The organism is Rhizobium sp. BK399, from assembly GCF_014194695.1.
Lineage (GTDB): Bacteria > Pseudomonadota > Alphaproteobacteria > Rhizobiales > Rhizobiaceae > Rhizobium.
Window position 1 is genome coordinate 193,654 of record NZ_JACIAH010000008.1, and the last position, 17,295, is coordinate 210,948.

Sequence of the window (17,295 nt, forward strand, 5' to 3'; positions counted from 1 at the left end):
AGGTCTGCGTTCGAGGCGCGATGCTGGGGTGGGCATTTGCCTTACCGGTCCGACACCAGTGTGGGTACTGGGAGAGGGTTGGAATTCTCATCGCGAATATCGAAGGCATAGCGCCCCCTCTCATCCAGCGACACCGAGTAACTCAGCCTGTCGCGGACAACGTTGTTTTCATCGAAGGTTAGGATCTTCGGCTTGATGGACGTCAGCTCCGCCTCGCCAAGATAGATCGAATTGCAAATGATTATTTGGTCGCCGGCCTGACATGTTCTAGCGGCCGCGCCATTCAAAATGCAGCATCGAGAGCCGCGTTCGCCAAGAATGACATATGTGGATATTCGCGCTCCAGAGTTTTTGTTCCAGATCTCGACAAACTCCATCGGCAGGATACCTGCCTCCTCGCAGTGGTCTGGATCGAGGGCGATCGACCCACGATAGTTCAAGTTCGCTTCTGTCACATAGATGCCGTGCAGCTTGCCGGCGACCACTTTTCTCATATTCCAACCTTTCTTTATCTCTCGCCGCGCCAGCCTTGCTGTCGCGCATGACGTCGATCGACGCGCGTCATGATGATCACCTGGTTAGCATGGGGCGGCCTTGCCCTGTCCTGATCGACTACGTGACCAATACGCAGGCACCGCCAATCATTCCCGCGCCGGCCGCGGCGAGAAGCAGGCATTCACCGGGAACAAATGGTTTCGTCGCATTGGCGATTGACAGTGACAGGGGAATTGTCGCGGCGGACGAATTCCCGAAGGCCTCGATTGTTCGCGCCGTCTTCGATGGATCGATGCCAAGATCGTTACAAACGGCATCGAAAATCCGGGCATTGGCCTGGTGCGGAACGAACCGGTCAACCTCAGATGCCGTCAGGCCGGCCCTCGCGAGTGCCTCGCGTGAGCATTGCGTCATGACTGCGACGGCGCGCGAGAAAACCTCTCTCCCGTCCTTCATAGACATCAGGAACTCCTCTCCGGCTATTTTGCCCGTAAAGGGGCGGTTGCTCCCGCCCGCTGGAATGGTGATCAGGTCATAGCCACTGCCATCGGAGGCGAGTTCGACCCCCCTCAGTCCAGCTTCGGGTTCGGCGGAAGGTGAAAGGACGACCGCGCCGGCCGCATCGGCGAACAGGACGGCGCTGGCGCGCTCGTTGGGATTGATGCGGCGGGACAAAATATTGGCGGCCACAACCAGAACCGAACGACCATGCAGGCGCACGAATCCGTCGGCCAGGGTTAGCGCGTAAAGAAAGCCCGAGCAGGCACCGGCGAGATCGATCGCGCCGGATCTCGTGAGCCCCAGCTGATACGCGAGCAGTGGCGCGGATGGCGGAAGCAGATGATCTGGCGTCGAGGTTGCTAGCAAGGTCAAGGCGACATCGTCCGGTGAGACACCTGAATTTTCGAGTGCCATCCGGCCTGCTTCTGCTGCGAGTGCACTGAGCGTCTCGCCAGCGCTTGCCCAATATCGGCTGCGAATACCGGTCCGGCGCTCGATCCAACCCGGTTCGAGCCCAAGCGTTGCCTCGATTTCGGTGCTGTCGACGCGCCGGCCGGGTACCGCATGCCCGAAACCCGCCATACGCGAGGAAGCTGCTGGTCTCATCGCGATCCTCCCTGAATGATTGTGGCAACCTCGTCGATCGCGTCGTAAACGAGGCTGAGCTCTGGGGCGCTGACGCAATAAGGCGGCATGAGGTAGATGACATTGCCAAGCGGACGAATGAGAAAGCCACGCTCGCGAAAGAGCCGCCGCATGCGCGGACCGACTTCTGCAAGATAGCCAGCGGCGGTTACATCCAGGTCAAGCGCAACGATGGTACCTGCCTGTCTCACCCCAGAGAACCGGTCGTCATCCTCAAACTTTGGCAAGTGCTGACGGTGGAGACTTCCCAATCTCTGTATACGGGAGCCTACATCCTCGTGTTTCCACACCTCGAGATTTGCGACACCGGCGGCGCAGGCAACGGGGTTGGCGGTATAGGAACTCGAGTGGAAGAATGTCTTGCGCCGATCGGTCGACAGATGCGCCTCATATATATCGGATGTGCAGAGCGTTGCCGCCAGTGGCAGGGCGCCTCCGGTCAATCCTTTCGAGGTGCACAAAATATCGGGTGACACATCCGCTTGCTGACACGCAAACATTGTTCCGGTTCGGCCCCAACCTGTCATCACTTCGTCGGCGATGACCAGACACCCGTGGCGGTGAGCGATTTCCCTGAGGGCCTTGAGGACCTCGGGGGTGTAGGTCTTCATGCCCCCCGCACCCAGCACCAGCGGCTCGAGCAAGATGGCCGCGATGCGGCCAGTGCGGCAGAATGCCTCGAAGGCGTCTAGCGCCCGCTGCTCGAGATCCGGTTCCGGAAACGGTATTCGGTCGACTCCAAAGAGCAGCGGCGCGTATGAAGCGTTGAAGACACCGCGTTCACCGGCGGACATGGTGCCGATTGTGTCCCCGTGGTAGCCGTGTTCCATCACGACAATTCGATCGCGCGCTTCGCCCGTGTTGTGGTAAAAGCCGAGCGCCATCTTCAAGGCGACTTCGACAGACGTCGAACCACTGTCGGAGTAGAAGACATGCCGTAATCCGGGGGGCGCAACAGCAACCAATCCTTCCGCCAAACGTTGCGCTGGCTCATGTGAATACTCGGCAAAAATGATCTGATCATACGCTTCGGTCGCGGCGCGGATTGCCTGCATGATGGCCGGATGTCGATGGCCGTGGGTGATCACCCACCATGAGGAGATGGCATCTAGAATTCGATTGCCATCCTCATCAACGAGGTAGGCTCCTTCCGTGGAGACGATGCGCTTCATCGGAGGTTCCAGCGCATGCTGGGTGAACGGATGCCAGATAATCGATCGGGTCATGGGCTGACCTCTCCAAATGCGGAAAGATCAAAATTGTCGTGGAACGCCCTCCTCAAACCCGTTGCTGTCAAGCTCGTCAGGATTGGCAATCGACCGAGGGACCGAGTGCCGCTCAATTTGCTGATGATGGATTCGGTTTCCAGGTTTTCATTACCGATAAAGGCGATGCCGAGGATCGGAACCGCGCGATGGCGCATCGCTTCGACGGACAACAGCGTGTGATTGATGGTGCCAAGCGTCGTCCGCGTGCACAGGATGACGGGAATCTGCCAAGCGGCAAACACATCGGCAAACACAAGACTTTCAGAGAGCGGGACCATGAGGCCCCCTGCCCCTTCGATCACAAGTGGTCCATCGACATCGGGTGGGACAAGCCTGCGCGGATCGATTGAAGTTCCGTCGATTCGGGCTGAAAGATGCGGCGAGGCAGGTGTCGAGAGTTTGTAGGCCTCAGGGAGGATGCGTTCAGAAGGCACGCCGCCCAATCGGGACACGGTTTGTGAATCCGTTTCCCCATCGAGACCTGACTGCACCGGCTTCCAGTAATGACCGCCCAACGCATTTGTGAGCGCAGCAGCAAATACGGTCTTGCCAAGGCCGGTATCCGTGCCGGAGACGACAAAGTGTGCCGTCATTGCCCATTCTCCTTCAGGATCGTGAAGAGCCGTTCGAACATTGCTGAAATCTGCTGTTCCTCCACATTCAGAGTAATGGAGATCCGCAACCGCGCCGTACCCTCGGGAACCGTCGGTGGCCGGATTGCGCGAATATCAAATCCTTCGGCCTGCATCTGGCGGGCAATCGAGACCGCGCGTCCGTTGTCACCAATCAAGACCGGGATGATCTGCGAGCCGCTCGGCGTCTTGGCTAGTCGGGATTGCAGTTGTGCGCTGGCAAAGGCGACGAGTTTCTCCAGGCGGGTCAGCCTCTCCGGCTCATCGGCCAGGAAACGAAGCGCCTCACGGACCGCCGCTGCCATTAGCGGCGATGGCGCGGTGGAGTAGATGAAGTTGCGGGCGCGATTGATAAGGTAGTCCACGAGGATCTTCGGCCCCCCCAGGAGCGCCCCGCTAGCGCCCAGCGCCTTGCCGCAGGTATGGACCGTCAGGACATGACTACCCGCCCCGAGATTGGCGGCAAGGCCTCGACCTTCTTGGCCGAAGACACCGGTTGCATGCGCTTCATCGACGACAAGGAAACCGTCATGGCGCCGGGCAAGTTCGGCCAACTCACGCAGCGGCGCCCTGTCACCATCCATCGAGTAGAGACTCTCAACGCCGATCCAAGGAACCCCCTTTCCTCCCTTGTCCCGCCATTCCCGAATTGCCTGCTCGACTGCACAGGCATCGTTGTGGGGCACGGCGCGGGTGATTGCCTTGCTGGCTGAGATCCCCTCCATTGCACTTGCGTGGATCAGTTCGTCATAGACGACAAGGTCGTCGCGCAGAGGCAGGGTGGAGAAGATCGCCGCATTCGCGGCATATCCGCTGGCGAAATATAGCGACTTCTCCACGCCGAAGAGCCGTGCCGCTTCCGCTTCCAGCATCTCGTGCTCGATGTGATTACCGCGGAGCAGCCGCGAGGCACCGGCGCCCACGGGAACACCCCGGTCAACCGCTGCCCTAATTGCCGCTTTCAGGCGAGCTGAATTGGCGAACCCTAGATAGTCGTTCGACGCAAAGTCGATGCCCGATGCCACGGTTACGGAACGGATGCGCGACTTGCGCTCCAACCCGGCCATGGTCTTCGCATAACGGGCAAGCGCGACCCCGCTCAAGGGCGATGTTCCAGTGGCATTGGTTCCAGGCCTAGGCGCCGAAACAGCATGGCGTCCTTGTCTTCACCGGGATTGTCTGCCGTCAGAAGTGTCTCGCCGACGAATATGGAATTGGCTCCGGCAAAGAAGCAGAGCGCCTGCATCTCATCGCTCATGTCGGTGCGTCCTGCCGATAAGCGGACATGGGACTTCGGCATCAGGATGCGGGCAAGGGCGATGGTGCGGACGAAGTCGATCGGATCGACAGCTACGGCATTGGCAAGCTTCGAGCCGGGGATTGGGATCAGCATGTTGATTGGCACACTCTCCGGGTGCTCCGGAAGGTTGGCCAATGTGACAAGCATGGAAATCCGGTCAGCAGTGGTTTCACCCATTCCGAGAATACCGCCTGCGCAGACCTTGATACCAGCATCTCGCACGGTGGCGAGGGTCTCCAGCCGATCCTCAAAGGTACGGGTGGTGATGACCTCGGGATAAAAACGTTCGGAGGTGTCGATGTTATGGTTGTAATAGTCCAGGCCGGCATCTGCTAGGCGCTCAGATTGCTCAGGAGTGAGCATGCCGAGCGTCATGCAGGTCTCCATGCCAAGAGCCTTGACGCCCTCGACCATCGCCACAAGCGTGTCCATGTCTCGGTCCTTCGGGCTGCGCCACGCCGCACCCATGCAATAACGGGTCGCTCCGCCGGCGCGAGCCTGACGTGCCGCAGCAAGGACCCGCTCGACCTCCATCAGCTTGGAGGCCTTGAGGCCCGTCGGATAGTGAGCTGATTGGCTGCAGTAACCGCAGTCCTCGGCGCATCCACCGGTCTTGATGGACAAAAGCCGGCTCATCTGAATTGCGTTTGGATCAAAGGTCTCGCGATGGATCTGCTGGGCGCGGAAAACGAGATCGTTGAAAGGTAAATTATAGATAACACCAGCCTCGTCGTAACCGATTTTTACCCTGATCGTCGCGTCCGCCTGCTCCATGCGATGCCTCCCTTCGATATTGATAGATAGAATCCATAATTATCTATAAAATGAAACGAGACGACTATGTGCAACAAACCAGCCGAAGAATTTCGGCAGTGCGAAATCAACCTGAGCGGGATTTGAGGCGCGCGTTCTTGAGCCGGCCAGGCCCAGAGCAATGGTTCCAGGGTGGGGTTAACAACCCGCACGTCGCAAGTCAGCGCTGAATGGGACCTATCCGCTGCACATGCCGTTCAAGAACGACGACGGCTTGACTGACTTCACCTTTTCGAAGGTGGTCGAGGATCAAGTGGTGATCGAGGTCGATCCGCGGGATCCATACCGCGCCATAGGTCGCAAACGCGTAGCGCGAACCCACCATCTGGAGATCATCGATTGTTGCCAACAATCGCGGCATTTTGCTTGGAGCCAGCAACAGGTGGTGGAAGCGCCGATTTGCCTCGTCCCAGGTTCGCGCGTCGCGTGCGGTATCACCAGCAATCATCGCCGCCATTGCTTCGTCCATGATGGATGTCGTCAAGTTCGGCGCGGCTTGCCGCAACGCCAGTCCCTCGAGGACCGAACGCATCAGCGCGGCTTCCTCTACGGCGGCCCGGGAAAAGCTTGCAACGCGAACGCCCCGGCGGCTCTCGCTAATGGCAAGCCCTTGGGCCTCGAGCCGGCGGAATGCTTCTCGCACCGGTACGTGACTGGTGTCGAACTCGTCGGCGATGTGGTCCTGCCTCAGCTTGCTCCCAGGCTCAAGTGCACCTGTAATGATGCGGTCCGCGAGAACGCGGCTAATGCGATTGGCAATTGTGTCCTCAGTGGCAGCGGTCATCATTTATAGATAAAAGCTGCCAGGCGCGCTGTCGAGCGTGCCTGACTATTGACCCACTGAAAAGAGAAGTTGGTGGTGCGGCCTCGAGCGGTGAAGGTCCGAAGGTCGTTCGTCGTTAGCGAGGTGGTCCCGATTTATTCTGCCCCTGCTTCTTCGCATACATCCAAAGCTGCGCGGGTGGAATGTTTCCTCATCATGAACGCGAGGTGGCGGACCTCGTATCCCGCGGGCAGCGCGACGACGGGGGACAGCAAGCCATAGGTTATCTGGACGACCGGCCTGCCCGCCGGGACGCGCTCGAGGAGGTCGAGGACGAGTTCCCGCCGCTTCTCCGGTGGCAAGTGCAGAAGCGGTATAGCTGAGATGACAGAGTCAAATTTGGTTTTGCGCTGCGCTCCCAGCGTAAGATCGAGGGCGAAGGCGTCGCCACATCGCACGTCGACTGCAGGGAACTGCTCGCGGAGATGGCGACAGAATTCCTGCGAATACTCGATCGAAATAAGATTCCTTGGGAGAACACCACGTTCCAGGATTGCCTTGGTGGTGACCCCCGTCCCCGGTCCGAGTTCCAGTACGGGAAGTCCGGAGCCCGGCTAAATGATGCTCGCCATTTTCGTGGCCGTCGCAACCGAGGTTGGGGTAGTTGCGCCCACCGCTGTACGGTCGCGCTTCCATCCCCTCAAAAACTCGATCTCATCCCTGAACTTCAAACTCACCCGCTGCCGTATGCTCACTGTTCGACTCCGCTCGTGTTTTAGTGATCGCGAACAGATATTCCAAAATCGACAAATGCAAGTCTCTTACCGGCGTTTTCAGTTCGAATTTGTCATGCTCGCGTCAACCCAATCTGCAGAAGGCAAAAAAATCGCCTCGCCTTCGACCAGCGCACGAGGATAGTGAGACCGCGCGACCACCGTCGCCCGTATGGGAGGAAATATTGCCGTCCACTAGAGGCGGCCGGCCAGGTCGAGGCCGTCCGTCGTCCCACACTCTTCTTGCGGCCGACCAAAGCTGCTCGGTCCCGATATGTTGTGTTCACGACAATGAGAGATGACCAAAGCTGTGATGAGACGTACAAGACATCTGCCGCCACAAGTACAAGGACCTTCGGTATGTCTTCGACAAGAGCTTCATTCGCTTTGACGTCGTTCGCAGCCCTTACCGTCGCTGCTGGCGCCTCCGCCCAGATGCCTCCTCAGCAACCCGACTTCAAAGCCTTCAGGATAGGTGCTCTTGAGGTCGTGGCGTTGCACGACGCTGAATTTGTGCGGCCGAATGATGGCAAGATATTTGGTGTCTCCCACACAGTTGGGGAAGTTGGCGACGTCCTCAAGGCCGCAGGCGTCCCAACTGACACCGTAACCCTCAGCGTCGACGCGCTGCTCATTAAGGAGCCGGGGCGCGTAATATTGGTCGACACCGGGGTGGGTGGCGCACTGGAGAAGTCTCTCACTCAGGCTGGTATCAAGTCGGAAGACGTCACCGACGTCCTGATCACGCACTCGCACCCTGATCACATAGGCGGTCTCGTCAGAGACGGGAAGCTTGCCTTCCCCAAGGCGACGATCCGCATGTCCTCGGCTGAATGGACGTTCGCCAAAAAGGACACACAACTCGCCGATATCATCAAGGTCATCAATAGCCACGTGCAGACGTTCAAACCAGGTGCAAAGGTCGTGCCGGCAGTCGTCTCGGTTGGACTGAAGGGTCACACGCCCGGGCATGTGGGCTATGAAATCGCGTCAGGCAAAGAAACGCTGCTCGACATCGGTGACACGGTGCACAGCTCGATCATTTCGCTCGTGAAGCCTGAATGGCCGGTTGGCTTTGACAACGATCAAAAAGCCGCCGAGAAGAACCGCATCGAGACCTTGAAAAAGCTGGCGAAGTCAGATCAGCTTGTCTTTGCACCACACTTACCATTTCCAGGTGTCGGCCACATCCAGGCCGACGGCGACCACTTCAAGTGGGTGCCGGGTGTCCCGGAAATGAAATAGCAACAAAAGACGCGGCAGCATGTCTTCCGGACTGCCGTGCTGATGGACGCGTGCGGTACGCATGGTTCCCTTCAACGAGACTGAGGGCGGATCGCCGTTGCGCGGTGGCATTCACAGTTGAGACAGAGCCGTCGAGGACGTCGCGGACACCCCGCCTCGGCGAAAAAATACGCTGCGAAATTCGTGGACGTGACAGTGATGCCGCTTGGGAGAAACGCACCCTTTGCAGTGATTTGGATCTCGTGGACGTGGGTTGCGCCCACTTCGACGATCTGACGGCAGGGCCGAAGGGCAGCCTTGGATGCGCCATATTCCTAACGAAAGTTGTGGGTGCGGAGCGCAGTGATACTCAGGGATCGTCACAACCGGCGCCAGACAAAGGCATGCCATTCCGAAGCATGGGCGTCAGATGTGCCGGGACCTCATTGAAGTCGAATCGTGCGGACTGGTCCGGCGGAAGATGGAGCTATATAGCGTTACTCGGCGTATTTAGTGATCCCCAACAAGGACGGCCACCTTCACGGAATGCGTCCTGCGCGTCGATCTCGCGTTCGGCGAGAAGAGTATATCGCTTCAGGCCGTGTCCCTGCGCAAAGGTGCACGAGTCGCACCTCTTGTCGCCAGTCTTTCGATTTGAAAAGCTTCGAACAACAGAGAGTCTTTTGCACGGTGAGAGGTCGCCGAAACATGGCGTTTTGCGACAGTAGCCCAAAGCCACTTCCTGGAAGGAACTATTGATCCACTCGACGTTAACGCCTTGGTGTCTTTCGCCTTCACGTCCGGACAGCGCGCTTCCCTGGAGGAGTATTGAATCCAGCGCGTGCGCGATGCCATGGTATCATGCTCGCCCCTGGAGGCATCATGAGGGCGACTGACGAAACTCACACTGTGCGAGCCCGTGCAACCGCTTCCTTGCGGTGATATTCGCCGCCAACTTGTATGGCCTGCAACGCTCGTGGTCTAGGCCGATGCGTCAGATTTGGGTTTGCGTCCACGTCTTGCCGCGCCCGGTTGCGGGGCGGTTGTTGCTTTCGTCTTCGAGGCTGGTTTCGCACGGGAAACGATTGTCTTCGTTGTAGCAGAGCTTGCTGTCGCAGCGGGCTTGGACGGTTTGTCCATTGACTTGGCACCCGCCGACTTGGCTGCATTCAGGAACCCGACCCGCCGAAGCCGGTTCTGTTCGAGCGCCTGCTGGAAGCCAACGTCGTTCTCTGCGTGATAGGCAAGGTCATCGAGAAACTCGGCTACATCCGATGTCGATGAGACGACGACATAGCTCAGGCCGTGGCCTGCATCGACGGAGTCTCGACCGACCGTAACGCCGAACCCGCCCGGTACCTTCTGAAACCACGTTGAACGCCACTTGCTAAAGCCAGATGTGTCGCGCTCGTATTCCTCTAGATAGGCCTTCTGCTCAGCCACTCGTCCGCGAAATACGTCAACGATGTTTTTGGCACCTGGAGTCGGCTTGGTTGCCTTCTTGGTAGACCACTTTTCAAGGAAATTAGCCATTGATTGCATCTCCACTCATGTTGAGGCATCAGAATGAGAAGACTGTCTTTCAATAATCGTTGAATCTATGCAGTTCTGTTAGAAGTCAATGCATTCAGTTGCGCAGACTGCATAGGGGCGATCTCGATATACACCAACTCTTCCTTCCCGCAGTTGCCGAACACGCGGTGGCAGCTCCGACAGGTCGATATCTGCGAGCTTGGTGCTGGCATGTCTGCTTCGGTGAGACTTTGAGACAGTCCGCGGTGGAGTGCCCGACGCATCCGTTTACGGGCAGTCTCTCGTGTTCGTTTCGCCATGTGCATTTAGGGGATGACAGGCGCTCTCTTCTCTGCGAGAAGCTTGGCGTGAGAGACAGGGGCGCCACCGTCTGGTTGGCTGAGACGTACCCTTTGAACCTGAACCGGATAATGCCGGCGGAGGGAGTCGCTCGGGATCCTTCGCTTAATGCATTGGTCTCAGCGCCTTCCTTCCCCGATCGAAAGGCGAACCATGCTGTTTCAAATCCCACCTGGGACATTGCTGAACGAGCTGCGAGAGCATGTTCCACTTGTCCATTGCATCACCAATTACGTTGCCATGAACATTGCTGCCAACGTCCTTCTGGCAGTCGGGGCCTCTCCTGCCATGGTGCATGCAGAGGAGGAGACCGCCGAGTTTGCCAAGATTGCCGGGGCACTAACGATCAACATAGGTACGCTATCATCCGGGTGGCTGCGTGGCATGGAGGCAGCTGCGATTGCCGCGAGGCAATCTGGCAAGCCATGGGTTCTCGACCCCGTCGCCCATTACGCAACGTCGTTCCGCCGTGCTGCTGCCGACCGACTCATCGAGCTCGGTCCCACCATCGTCCGCGGCAATGCCTCCGAAATCATCGCTCTTGCCGGGGGTGCTTACCGAGGCAAGGGCGTCGACAGCGGGGACGGCGTCGAACACGCTGAGTATTCTGCCCGGCTGCTTGCCGACAGGCACGGTGCGATCGTCGCGGTAACGGGCGCCGTAGACTTCATCACTGACGGGAAGCGCGCGGTTCGCATCGAAGGTGGCTCGGAATTGATGCCGCAGGTGACAGCACTGGGTTGCTCATTGACCTGCCTTGTCGGGGCATTTGCGGCTGCGCGACCCGACGTGCCGTTCGATGCGACGGTTGCGGCCCTTGCCACTTTCGCTGTTGCCGGTGAACTGGCGGCCAGCAGGTCTCAGGGCCCGGGCTCTTTTTCCTGGCGGTTCCTGGACGCGCTGGCAACGGTTGATGGGCCTTGTCTTGATCACAGCGCAAAGGTTGCGGGCGCATGAAGAACCTCGATCTTTCTTTCTATCTTGTCCTTGATCCAGACCTTTGCGCTTCCTTCGGGCTCGTGGCGACAGCGCTTGCTGCAGTTGCCGGCGGGGCGACCGTGGTTCAGTTGCGCGACAAGCGAGCTGCCACCGATCAAATCATCGAAACGGGCCGCGCGCTGAAGATGGCCTTGTCGGGCACAGGTGCGCGATTGATCGTCAATGATGACGTCGAGGCTGCGCTCGCGGTCGGTGCAGACGGCGTCCATGTCGGTCAGGACGACATGGATGTCCGCCTGGCACGCGCCCGCATTGGGCCCGACATGGTCCTCGGACTATCCGTGGAAACGCAGGCATTGGCAGAGGCGGTAGATCCAACAATTGTCGACTATGCCGGGATCGGCCCGGTGTTTGCGACCCCGACAAAGGCGGACCACAAGCAGCCAATTGGCTTTCATGGCCTTGCCTGCCTGATAACGTGTTGTCCCGTTCCATCCGTCGCGATTGGGGGACTGAAGGCTGGCCATGTGCGTGAGGTGTTTGCGGCGGGAGCCAAGTGTATTGCTGTCGTCTCCGCAATCTGCGGATCTGCGGATCCTGAGGCCGCCAGCCGTCGGATATCCTCGAACATCAGAAGCATAAGGTAAATCAATGATCCGCAACATACTCACCATCGCCGGCTCAGATCCCTCGGGAGGCGCGGGAATCCAAGCCGATCTCAAGACATTCTCTGCATGCGGTGTCTATGGGATGGCGGTGTTGACCGCGCTGACAGCGCAGAACACCCAGGGTGTCTCCGGCGTACATCTCGTCCCCGCTGCATTCGTTGCGGATCAGATCAGAGCTGTGTTCGCGGATGTGCGTGTCGACGCTATCAAGATTGGCATGATTGCCAACGCGGAAATTGCCACCGCCATAGTCGATGTGATTGTGGAGCATGAGGAGGTGCCGATCGTTCTTGATCCGGTCATGGTGGCGAAGGGTGGAGCCGCCCTCCTCGACCTGTCTGCTGTTGACGTCATAACGCGACGCCTGTTGCCGCTCGCCTCACTGCTGACGCCCAACCTGCCAGAGGCTGCCGCACTGCTTGGTGAAGACGTGGCTCAGTCACGGGAGGAAATGGCGGATCACGCAAGACGCCTCAGGGCAATGGGCCCGCAAGCAGTCCTCGTCAAGGGCGGTCATCTTTCTGGCGGTGAAAGCCCGGATGTCCTGGCGTCGGACGCGGGACTGGATTGGTTCGAAGCAAGCCGGATTGCGACCGCGAATACCCATGGCACCGGTTGCACGCTCTCGAGCGCGCTGGCTGCAGAGCTCGCAAAGGGTGCGACGCTTCCCAACGCGGTTGCCAATGCAAAGGGTTACCTTGCGCGTGCTATCGAGCATTCCGGATCGTTAAGCGTAGGCTCGGGGCATGGTCCGGTCCTGCATTTCCATCAGTTCTGGCCTCTGCTTGAGAGCCGTTGAGACGCTGGCGATTGACATGTGGCGGGGCGTCAGGATTTGACCGCTCCCGCTGTCAGCCCTGCAATGATATGCTTCTGGGCCAGGAAGAATACGACGATGGTCGGCATGATCGTCAGCGTGATGAAGGCGAGTACAAGCTGCCACGCAGTGCCAAACTCGCCGCGATAGACCATGATCCCCAGGGGCCATGGATACATCGTCTCGGAATTCAGCATGATCAATGGCAGAATGTAGCTGTTCCAGCTACCGACGAAGGAGATGATACTAACGGTCGCGATGATCGGCCGCGATAGGGGCAGAGAGATGTGCCAGAAGAAGCGGATGTATCCGCAGCCATCGACGATAGCCGCCTGAAATAATTCTTCCGGAAGGTTACGAAAATAGTTCCGGAACAAGAGAATGCTCATGCCGAGCCCAAAAGAGACCTGCGGTAAGACCACGCCCCAGTAGGAATTCAACAGCCCCAGGTCACGGATTCGTATAAACAAAGGGAGGATTGCGGTCGCTGCCGGAAACATCAAGCCGATCAGGAAGTAGTTGAGCAAGAAGCCGGCACCGAAAAACTTCACATGTGCGAAGGTGAAAGCGGCCATCGCAGAGACTGAAACGGTCAGGCAAACTGTCAACGTCGCGATGATCAGAGAATTCATCATCTGCCGCCAGTAGCGGTCTCCGAAGAGAATGTCGGTGTAGTTCTCCGGATGCCATGTGGCAGGCAACCCGAAAGGGTTGGTGCGAAGATCGCCGAGATCCTTGAAGCCGCCAAGCGCTGTCGTCAACAGCGGCACCAGCACGATCGCGGCAATGAGCGTCAGCGAGACGTAGAGGTAGATCTTCGTGCCGGTAGCAATCCGGGCGGTTGAGGCCGTGTCAGTCATTGCGCATAAATATCCGTTTGTAACCGAAAGCGAGCGTCACGCAGATGACGAACAGGACGACACCGACGGCGCTCCCGAGGCCAACCTGCATGCGCGTGACGCCAAAGTTGAACAGGAAGGTGACCATCGTCTGTGTCGCGTTGAAAGGCCCACCGCCGGTCAGCGGCATGATGAGGTCGAAGAGCTGTAGTGAACCAACGACGGCAAAGAAGACGGACAGTCGGACCGTCGAGCCGAGCAGTGGCAGCGTGATATAGCGGAACCGCTGCCAACCGCTGGCGCCGTCGATTTCGGCGGCCTCAAGCACGCTCTTGTCAAGCGACTGCAGTCCGGCGATGAACAGCATCATGTGGAAGCCGAAGTACTTCCAGACGACCACGGCCAGTACTGCGTAAATTGCCAGGTCCTTGTCCGCAAGGACATAGGGTGTCTCGACACCGATGAGGTGGGCCGCCGAGGCAAACAATCCGTAGTCGCCGTCATAGACGAAGCGCCAGATGAGACCGGCCGCAACCTCGGCGAGGACGTAGGGCAGGAAGAAGATCAAACGGAAAAGAACCACCCCGGCGATCCGGTGTGCCAGCATCATCGCCAGCCAGATGGCAAGCGGAATCTGGATCAGGATCGAAACGACGATGATCAGGGCATTGTTTTTCAGAGCCGTAAGGAAGGCAGTGTTTTTGAACAGAACCTCGAAGTTCCGCATTCCAACGAACTGCGTCGGCAAACCGTAGCCGTCCCATTTGTAGAGACTGTACCACGCTGCCTCGCCCATTGGGAGAATGACGAATATCGTAAAGAGCAACAGGGCTGGAGGCAGAAACAGGAGCAGGACCGGCAGCCGTCGCGCTAGGCTGGGATCCTTGCTGCGCGCCGATGATTTTACAGCCGAGCGCTGACGGATGACGCCAGTTGCGCTTATAGTGGTCATGTCGGCAGATCCTTCTGATGCAGATTGATTGCGGCGCGGATATCTCTCCGCGCCGCGACAGTCGTGATCAGAGCTGATCCTGCTCAAAGGCTTCCTGGATCTGCTGTGATCCGTCGGCAGGGCTCATCTGACCTGACACGATGGCCACGGAGACGTCGTTCACGACACGGCCAACGGAGGGGCCAAGATCCTGATCGAAGAAGTTCTGGTGCCAGGTCGAGTGCGCCAGCTGTTCTGCAGACTGGTGCAACAAGGGGTTCGTGACACCATCCTCGGCACCGACGGTGACAGGGATGAGCATGCCGGCCTTTGCCATTTCGCGCTCATTTTCGGCATTCGTCAGGTAGGCGAGGAAATCGAGCGTTTCAGGGGGCGCCTTTTTCGTTACCGCCCAGCCGTTCAAGCCGCCGAGAGTGTCTGTGACGGCGCCAGCGCCGCCGGCAACCGCTGGGAATGCGAAGCGACCGATGTTGTCGGGATCGAGCCCCTTTCCGTCACCGGCATTGGTGCGCTGGTTCGCCGCCGTATTTTCGAAGCCCAAGATCATCGCCGCCTTGCCGTCGCCGAAGACGCCGAGGGTTTGCGGCCAGGTGGCGCCGAGATACCCCGGCTGGAACGGCTCCAGCTTGCCGAGCTCGGCTAGCTGTTCGCCGGCCCTGACGATCGCCGGGTCGTTGAAACCTTCGCCATCACCAGCCTTCGCCGCCTCGAATGCCTTCTGGCCGCCATTACGCATGACCAGATAGCTCCAGTAGAAATGGATCGGCCATTTCTCGCCACCACCGCCAGCAATCGGCACGATGCCGGCATCCTTGAGCTTCTTTACGGCAACCAGATAGTCGTCCCACGACTTGATGCCGGCGGCATCGACCCCGGCCTCGGCAAAGAGCGCCTTGTTATAGAAGAAAGAGACGGTTCCCATCTTGAATGGCACGGCACCGATTTTTCCGTCATAAGACAGGCCCTTGACTGCCGCCGGGTTATACGTTTTTACCCAGGCACCGTCTTTCGCGTTCATCGCCTCTGTGAGATCCATCAGCGTCCCTGTGGCCAGCTGCTGCTTCAGCACGCCACCGCCCCAGCTGTAGAAGAAATCCGGCGCGTCGCTCGACTGCAACAACGTCGGAAGCTTCGCCTTGAAGGCCTCGTTTTCCAGGAACTGCATTTCGATCTTCACGCCGGGGTGTTCGGCCTGGTATTTGTCCGCGATCTTGCGCCAAATCGCGACGTAATTCGGATCGAGTTCAAGATGCAGCCACCTGACTGTCGTGTCTGCTGCCGCGCTTCCCGCAGCAATCAGGAGCGTAAGTCCGGTCGCTGCAGAGCGAGAGATGAAACGGCTGCGAAGCATGGCTTTCGCCTTCATATGGTCAAACATGATTTCTCCTCCAGTAAGGGCAAAAATCGTCCTCTTCAATTTTTCCCTTATGCGGATTAAATCATCGGGAGGTTTTGGCGAATGTCAACTACCCTGCAGAAAAATGACAGTTTTTCCTTGACATCGGGGGGCGGCGACGCGTTATTTAATTCGCATACCGTTGAAATTATGAGTCCCGTGCGCTTTACGGGACATGGAAGAGCCGGCTCGCCCACATGAAGACCGCAGATCCCGAATTGATGCGCGCGATCAATCGTTTGAACGTGCTGGACACGATCCGCCGTCACGGGCCGATATCGCGTGTCGAGATCAGTGAGCGAACGCAACTGTCGACGACGACGGTGTCGGCGATCACCGGCTCTCTCCTCGATGACGGGCTCATCCTGCCTCGCCACGAGGGCGACATTCGCAATGAAGCGGCACGCGGCCGGCCACGGGTGATGCTCGAGCTCAACCCGGATGCCGCAAGAGTGGTCGGCGCCAAGATTGCCGCGAACCGCCTCGTTTTCGTGGTGGCCGACTTTCGTGGCGACGTGTTGTCGCAACTCACCCTTCCCATTCGGATCGATCGACAGCCGATCGGTGTGATTGCCGATCTTGTGGAAGATGGCGTGCGGCGCTGCGTGGTCGATGCCGGGCTTTCGCTCGAAGATATCGATACGGTCTGCCTTGGCCTTCCCGGCGTGATTGAGCATCGCACCGGTCATATTCGCAGCAGCCAGATATTCCGCGACACGAATGTTGATTTTGCCGGCGAGATGACAGCCCGCCTAAACACGCCAACAATCGTGGAGAGCGATGCACACGCCATCACGCTTGCCCATCACTGGTTTGGAAAGGCGCGCGATCTAGAGGATATGGTCCTTATTTCTCTGGAACAGACGCTCGGTCTCGGGGTGCTCCACGACAATCAGTTGTTCCGGGGCGCCGGCGGGCTTAGCCACAACCTCGGCGATCTGGTCCTTGGGATGGGACCGCGCGGCGTCGTGAGACTATCCAGCCAGGCTGGAGAGAGCGAAATTCTGGGTGACCAACCTGCCAGTGGCCGCTTTGCCGAGGCGATCCGGCTTGGGCGCGGAATGACGCATGCTCAAGCCCTTATCAAGGCCGAAGATAACACCTTGATCAGTGCCGCCATCCGCGCTGGAGAAGCCGTTGGCGTGGCGATCGCCAACATCGTCACTTTGTTTGCGCCCCCCCGCGTCATTCTTGTCGGTTCGAGCCTGGCGCTCGGCGAGCCGTTTCTCGACAGCTTGCAAAACGCCTATTCACTCGCGGTTCCCCCCTCGTTGAAGGGAGTTGCTGAACTTGTCTTTGACGATTCGACCGACGACTTCTGGGCGCAGGGGGCAGCTGCGGTAGCGCTGTATGAACTCTACGAGTCGCCGTGGAACACTACCGGTCCGGCGCTCTGAT

Annotated in this window: 16 protein-coding genes, 1 pseudogene and 1 riboswitch; of the genes and pseudogenes, 5 read left to right on the forward strand and 12 right to left on the reverse strand. The window is 58.7% G+C overall.

The features are described 5' to 3' along the window. Window positions 1-41: 41 nt before the first annotated feature. The 8 genes and pseudogenes from panD to pmtA all read right to left on the reverse strand — a co-directional run bounded on the left by panD (window position 42) and on the right by pmtA (window position 7,172). Entirely contained in the window at window positions 42-494 is a 453-nt protein-coding gene (gene panD, locus FHT97_RS18580) for an aspartate 1-decarboxylase (RefSeq protein ID WP_183757059.1), read from the reverse strand. Window positions 495-612: 118 nt separating this feature from the next. Then, window positions 613-1,602 (reverse strand): beta-ketoacyl-ACP synthase III, encoded by a 990-nt coding sequence (locus FHT97_RS18585; RefSeq protein WP_246712672.1) that lies wholly within the window; start codon window positions 1,600-1,602, stop codon window positions 613-615. Continuing rightward, entirely contained in the window at window positions 1,599-2,867 is a 1,269-nt protein-coding gene (locus FHT97_RS18590; RefSeq protein WP_183757060.1) for an adenosylmethionine--8-amino-7-oxononanoate transaminase, read from the reverse strand. Before FHT97_RS18590 ends, FHT97_RS18585 begins: the two co-directional genes overlap by 4 nt. Then, complete coding sequence (bioD, locus tag FHT97_RS18595) at window positions 2,864-3,502, reverse strand: dethiobiotin synthase (RefSeq protein WP_183757061.1); 639 nt, start codon at window positions 3,500-3,502, stop codon at window positions 2,864-2,866. Before bioD ends, FHT97_RS18590 begins: the two co-directional genes overlap by 4 nt. Beyond that, the gene (locus FHT97_RS18600; RefSeq protein WP_183757062.1) at window positions 3,499-4,644 is read right to left on the reverse strand and encodes an 8-amino-7-oxononanoate synthase; all 1,146 of its coding nucleotides are present in this window, start codon (window positions 4,642-4,644) and stop codon (window positions 3,499-3,501) included. Before FHT97_RS18600 ends, bioD begins: the two co-directional genes overlap by 4 nt. After that, window positions 4,641-5,615: a biotin synthase BioB gene (gene bioB, locus FHT97_RS18605; protein ID WP_183757063.1), complete on the reverse strand. Its 975-nt coding sequence runs from the start codon at window positions 5,613-5,615 to the stop codon at window positions 4,641-4,643. The genes FHT97_RS18600 and bioB overlap by 4 nt, the downstream gene beginning before the upstream one ends. A gap of 199 nt (window positions 5,616-5,814) precedes the next feature. After that, window positions 5,815-6,438 carry a GntR family transcriptional regulator gene (locus FHT97_RS18610; protein ID WP_183757161.1) on the reverse strand — a complete coding sequence of 208 codons (624 nt, stop codon included), beginning with the start codon at window positions 6,436-6,438 and terminating at the stop codon, window positions 5,815-5,817. Between the two features lie 115 nt (window positions 6,439-6,553). Further along, a pseudogene (pmtA, locus tag FHT97_RS18615) lies at window positions 6,554-7,172 on the reverse strand (phospholipid N-methyltransferase PmtA). A 378-nt stretch (window positions 7,173-7,550) separates the two neighbouring features. Between pmtA and FHT97_RS18620 the strand changes: the two are divergent. Further along, on the forward strand, window positions 7,551-8,435 hold the full coding sequence (locus tag FHT97_RS18620; RefSeq protein WP_183757064.1) for an MBL fold metallo-hydrolase: 885 nt from the start codon (window positions 7,551-7,553) through the stop codon (window positions 8,433-8,435). 960 nt (window positions 8,436-9,395) lie between these two features. On the opposite strand, the gene FHT97_RS18625 is transcribed toward FHT97_RS18620, so the two are convergent. Beyond that, on the reverse strand, window positions 9,396-9,947 hold the full coding sequence (locus tag FHT97_RS18625) for a hypothetical protein (protein WP_183757065.1): 552 nt from the start codon (window positions 9,945-9,947) through the stop codon (window positions 9,396-9,398). A gap of 346 nt (window positions 9,948-10,293) precedes the next feature. Then, window positions 10,294-10,389, forward strand: a riboswitch (TPP riboswitch). A 50-nt stretch (window positions 10,390-10,439) separates the two neighbouring features. Here FHT97_RS18625 and thiM point away from each other — a divergent pair. Genes thiM through thiD form a run of 3 tightly spaced genes read left to right on the forward strand, consistent with a single transcriptional unit; the run spans window position 10,440 to window position 12,692 of the window. Next, on the forward strand, window positions 10,440-11,243 hold the full coding sequence (gene thiM / locus FHT97_RS18630; RefSeq protein ID WP_183757066.1) for a hydroxyethylthiazole kinase: 804 nt from the start codon (window positions 10,440-10,442) through the stop codon (window positions 11,241-11,243). Next, window positions 11,240-11,872, forward strand: a complete 633-nt coding sequence (gene thiE, locus FHT97_RS18635) for a thiamine phosphate synthase (protein WP_183863879.1) — start codon at window positions 11,240-11,242, stop codon at window positions 11,870-11,872. The genes thiM and thiE overlap by 4 nt, the downstream gene beginning before the upstream one ends. A gap of 4 nt (window positions 11,873-11,876) precedes the next feature. Further along, entirely contained in the window at window positions 11,877-12,692 is an 816-nt protein-coding gene (gene thiD / locus FHT97_RS18640; protein ID WP_183757068.1) for a bifunctional hydroxymethylpyrimidine kinase/phosphomethylpyrimidine kinase, read from the forward strand. A gap of 29 nt (window positions 12,693-12,721) precedes the next feature. On the opposite strand, the gene FHT97_RS18645 is transcribed toward thiD, so the two are convergent. The 3 genes from FHT97_RS18645 to FHT97_RS18655 all read right to left on the reverse strand — a co-directional run bounded on the left by FHT97_RS18645 (window position 12,722) and on the right by FHT97_RS18655 (window position 15,852). Next, complete coding sequence (locus FHT97_RS18645) at window positions 12,722-13,570, reverse strand: carbohydrate ABC transporter permease (protein WP_183757069.1); 849 nt, start codon at window positions 13,568-13,570, stop codon at window positions 12,722-12,724. Continuing rightward, window positions 13,563-14,501, reverse strand: a complete 939-nt coding sequence (locus FHT97_RS18650) for a sugar ABC transporter permease (RefSeq protein ID WP_183757070.1) — start codon at window positions 14,499-14,501, stop codon at window positions 13,563-13,565. Before FHT97_RS18650 ends, FHT97_RS18645 begins: the two co-directional genes overlap by 8 nt. A gap of 67 nt (window positions 14,502-14,568) precedes the next feature. Continuing rightward, window positions 14,569-15,852 carry an extracellular solute-binding protein gene (locus tag FHT97_RS18655; protein WP_246712682.1) on the reverse strand — a complete coding sequence of 428 codons (1,284 nt, stop codon included), beginning with the start codon at window positions 15,850-15,852 and terminating at the stop codon, window positions 14,569-14,571. A 242-nt stretch (window positions 15,853-16,094) separates the two neighbouring features. Between FHT97_RS18655 and FHT97_RS18660 the strand changes: the two genes are divergently transcribed. After that, entirely contained in the window at window positions 16,095-17,294 is a 1,200-nt protein-coding gene (locus FHT97_RS18660) for an ROK family transcriptional regulator (RefSeq protein ID WP_183863881.1), read from the forward strand. The last annotated feature ends 1 nt before the right edge of the window (window position 17,295 follow it).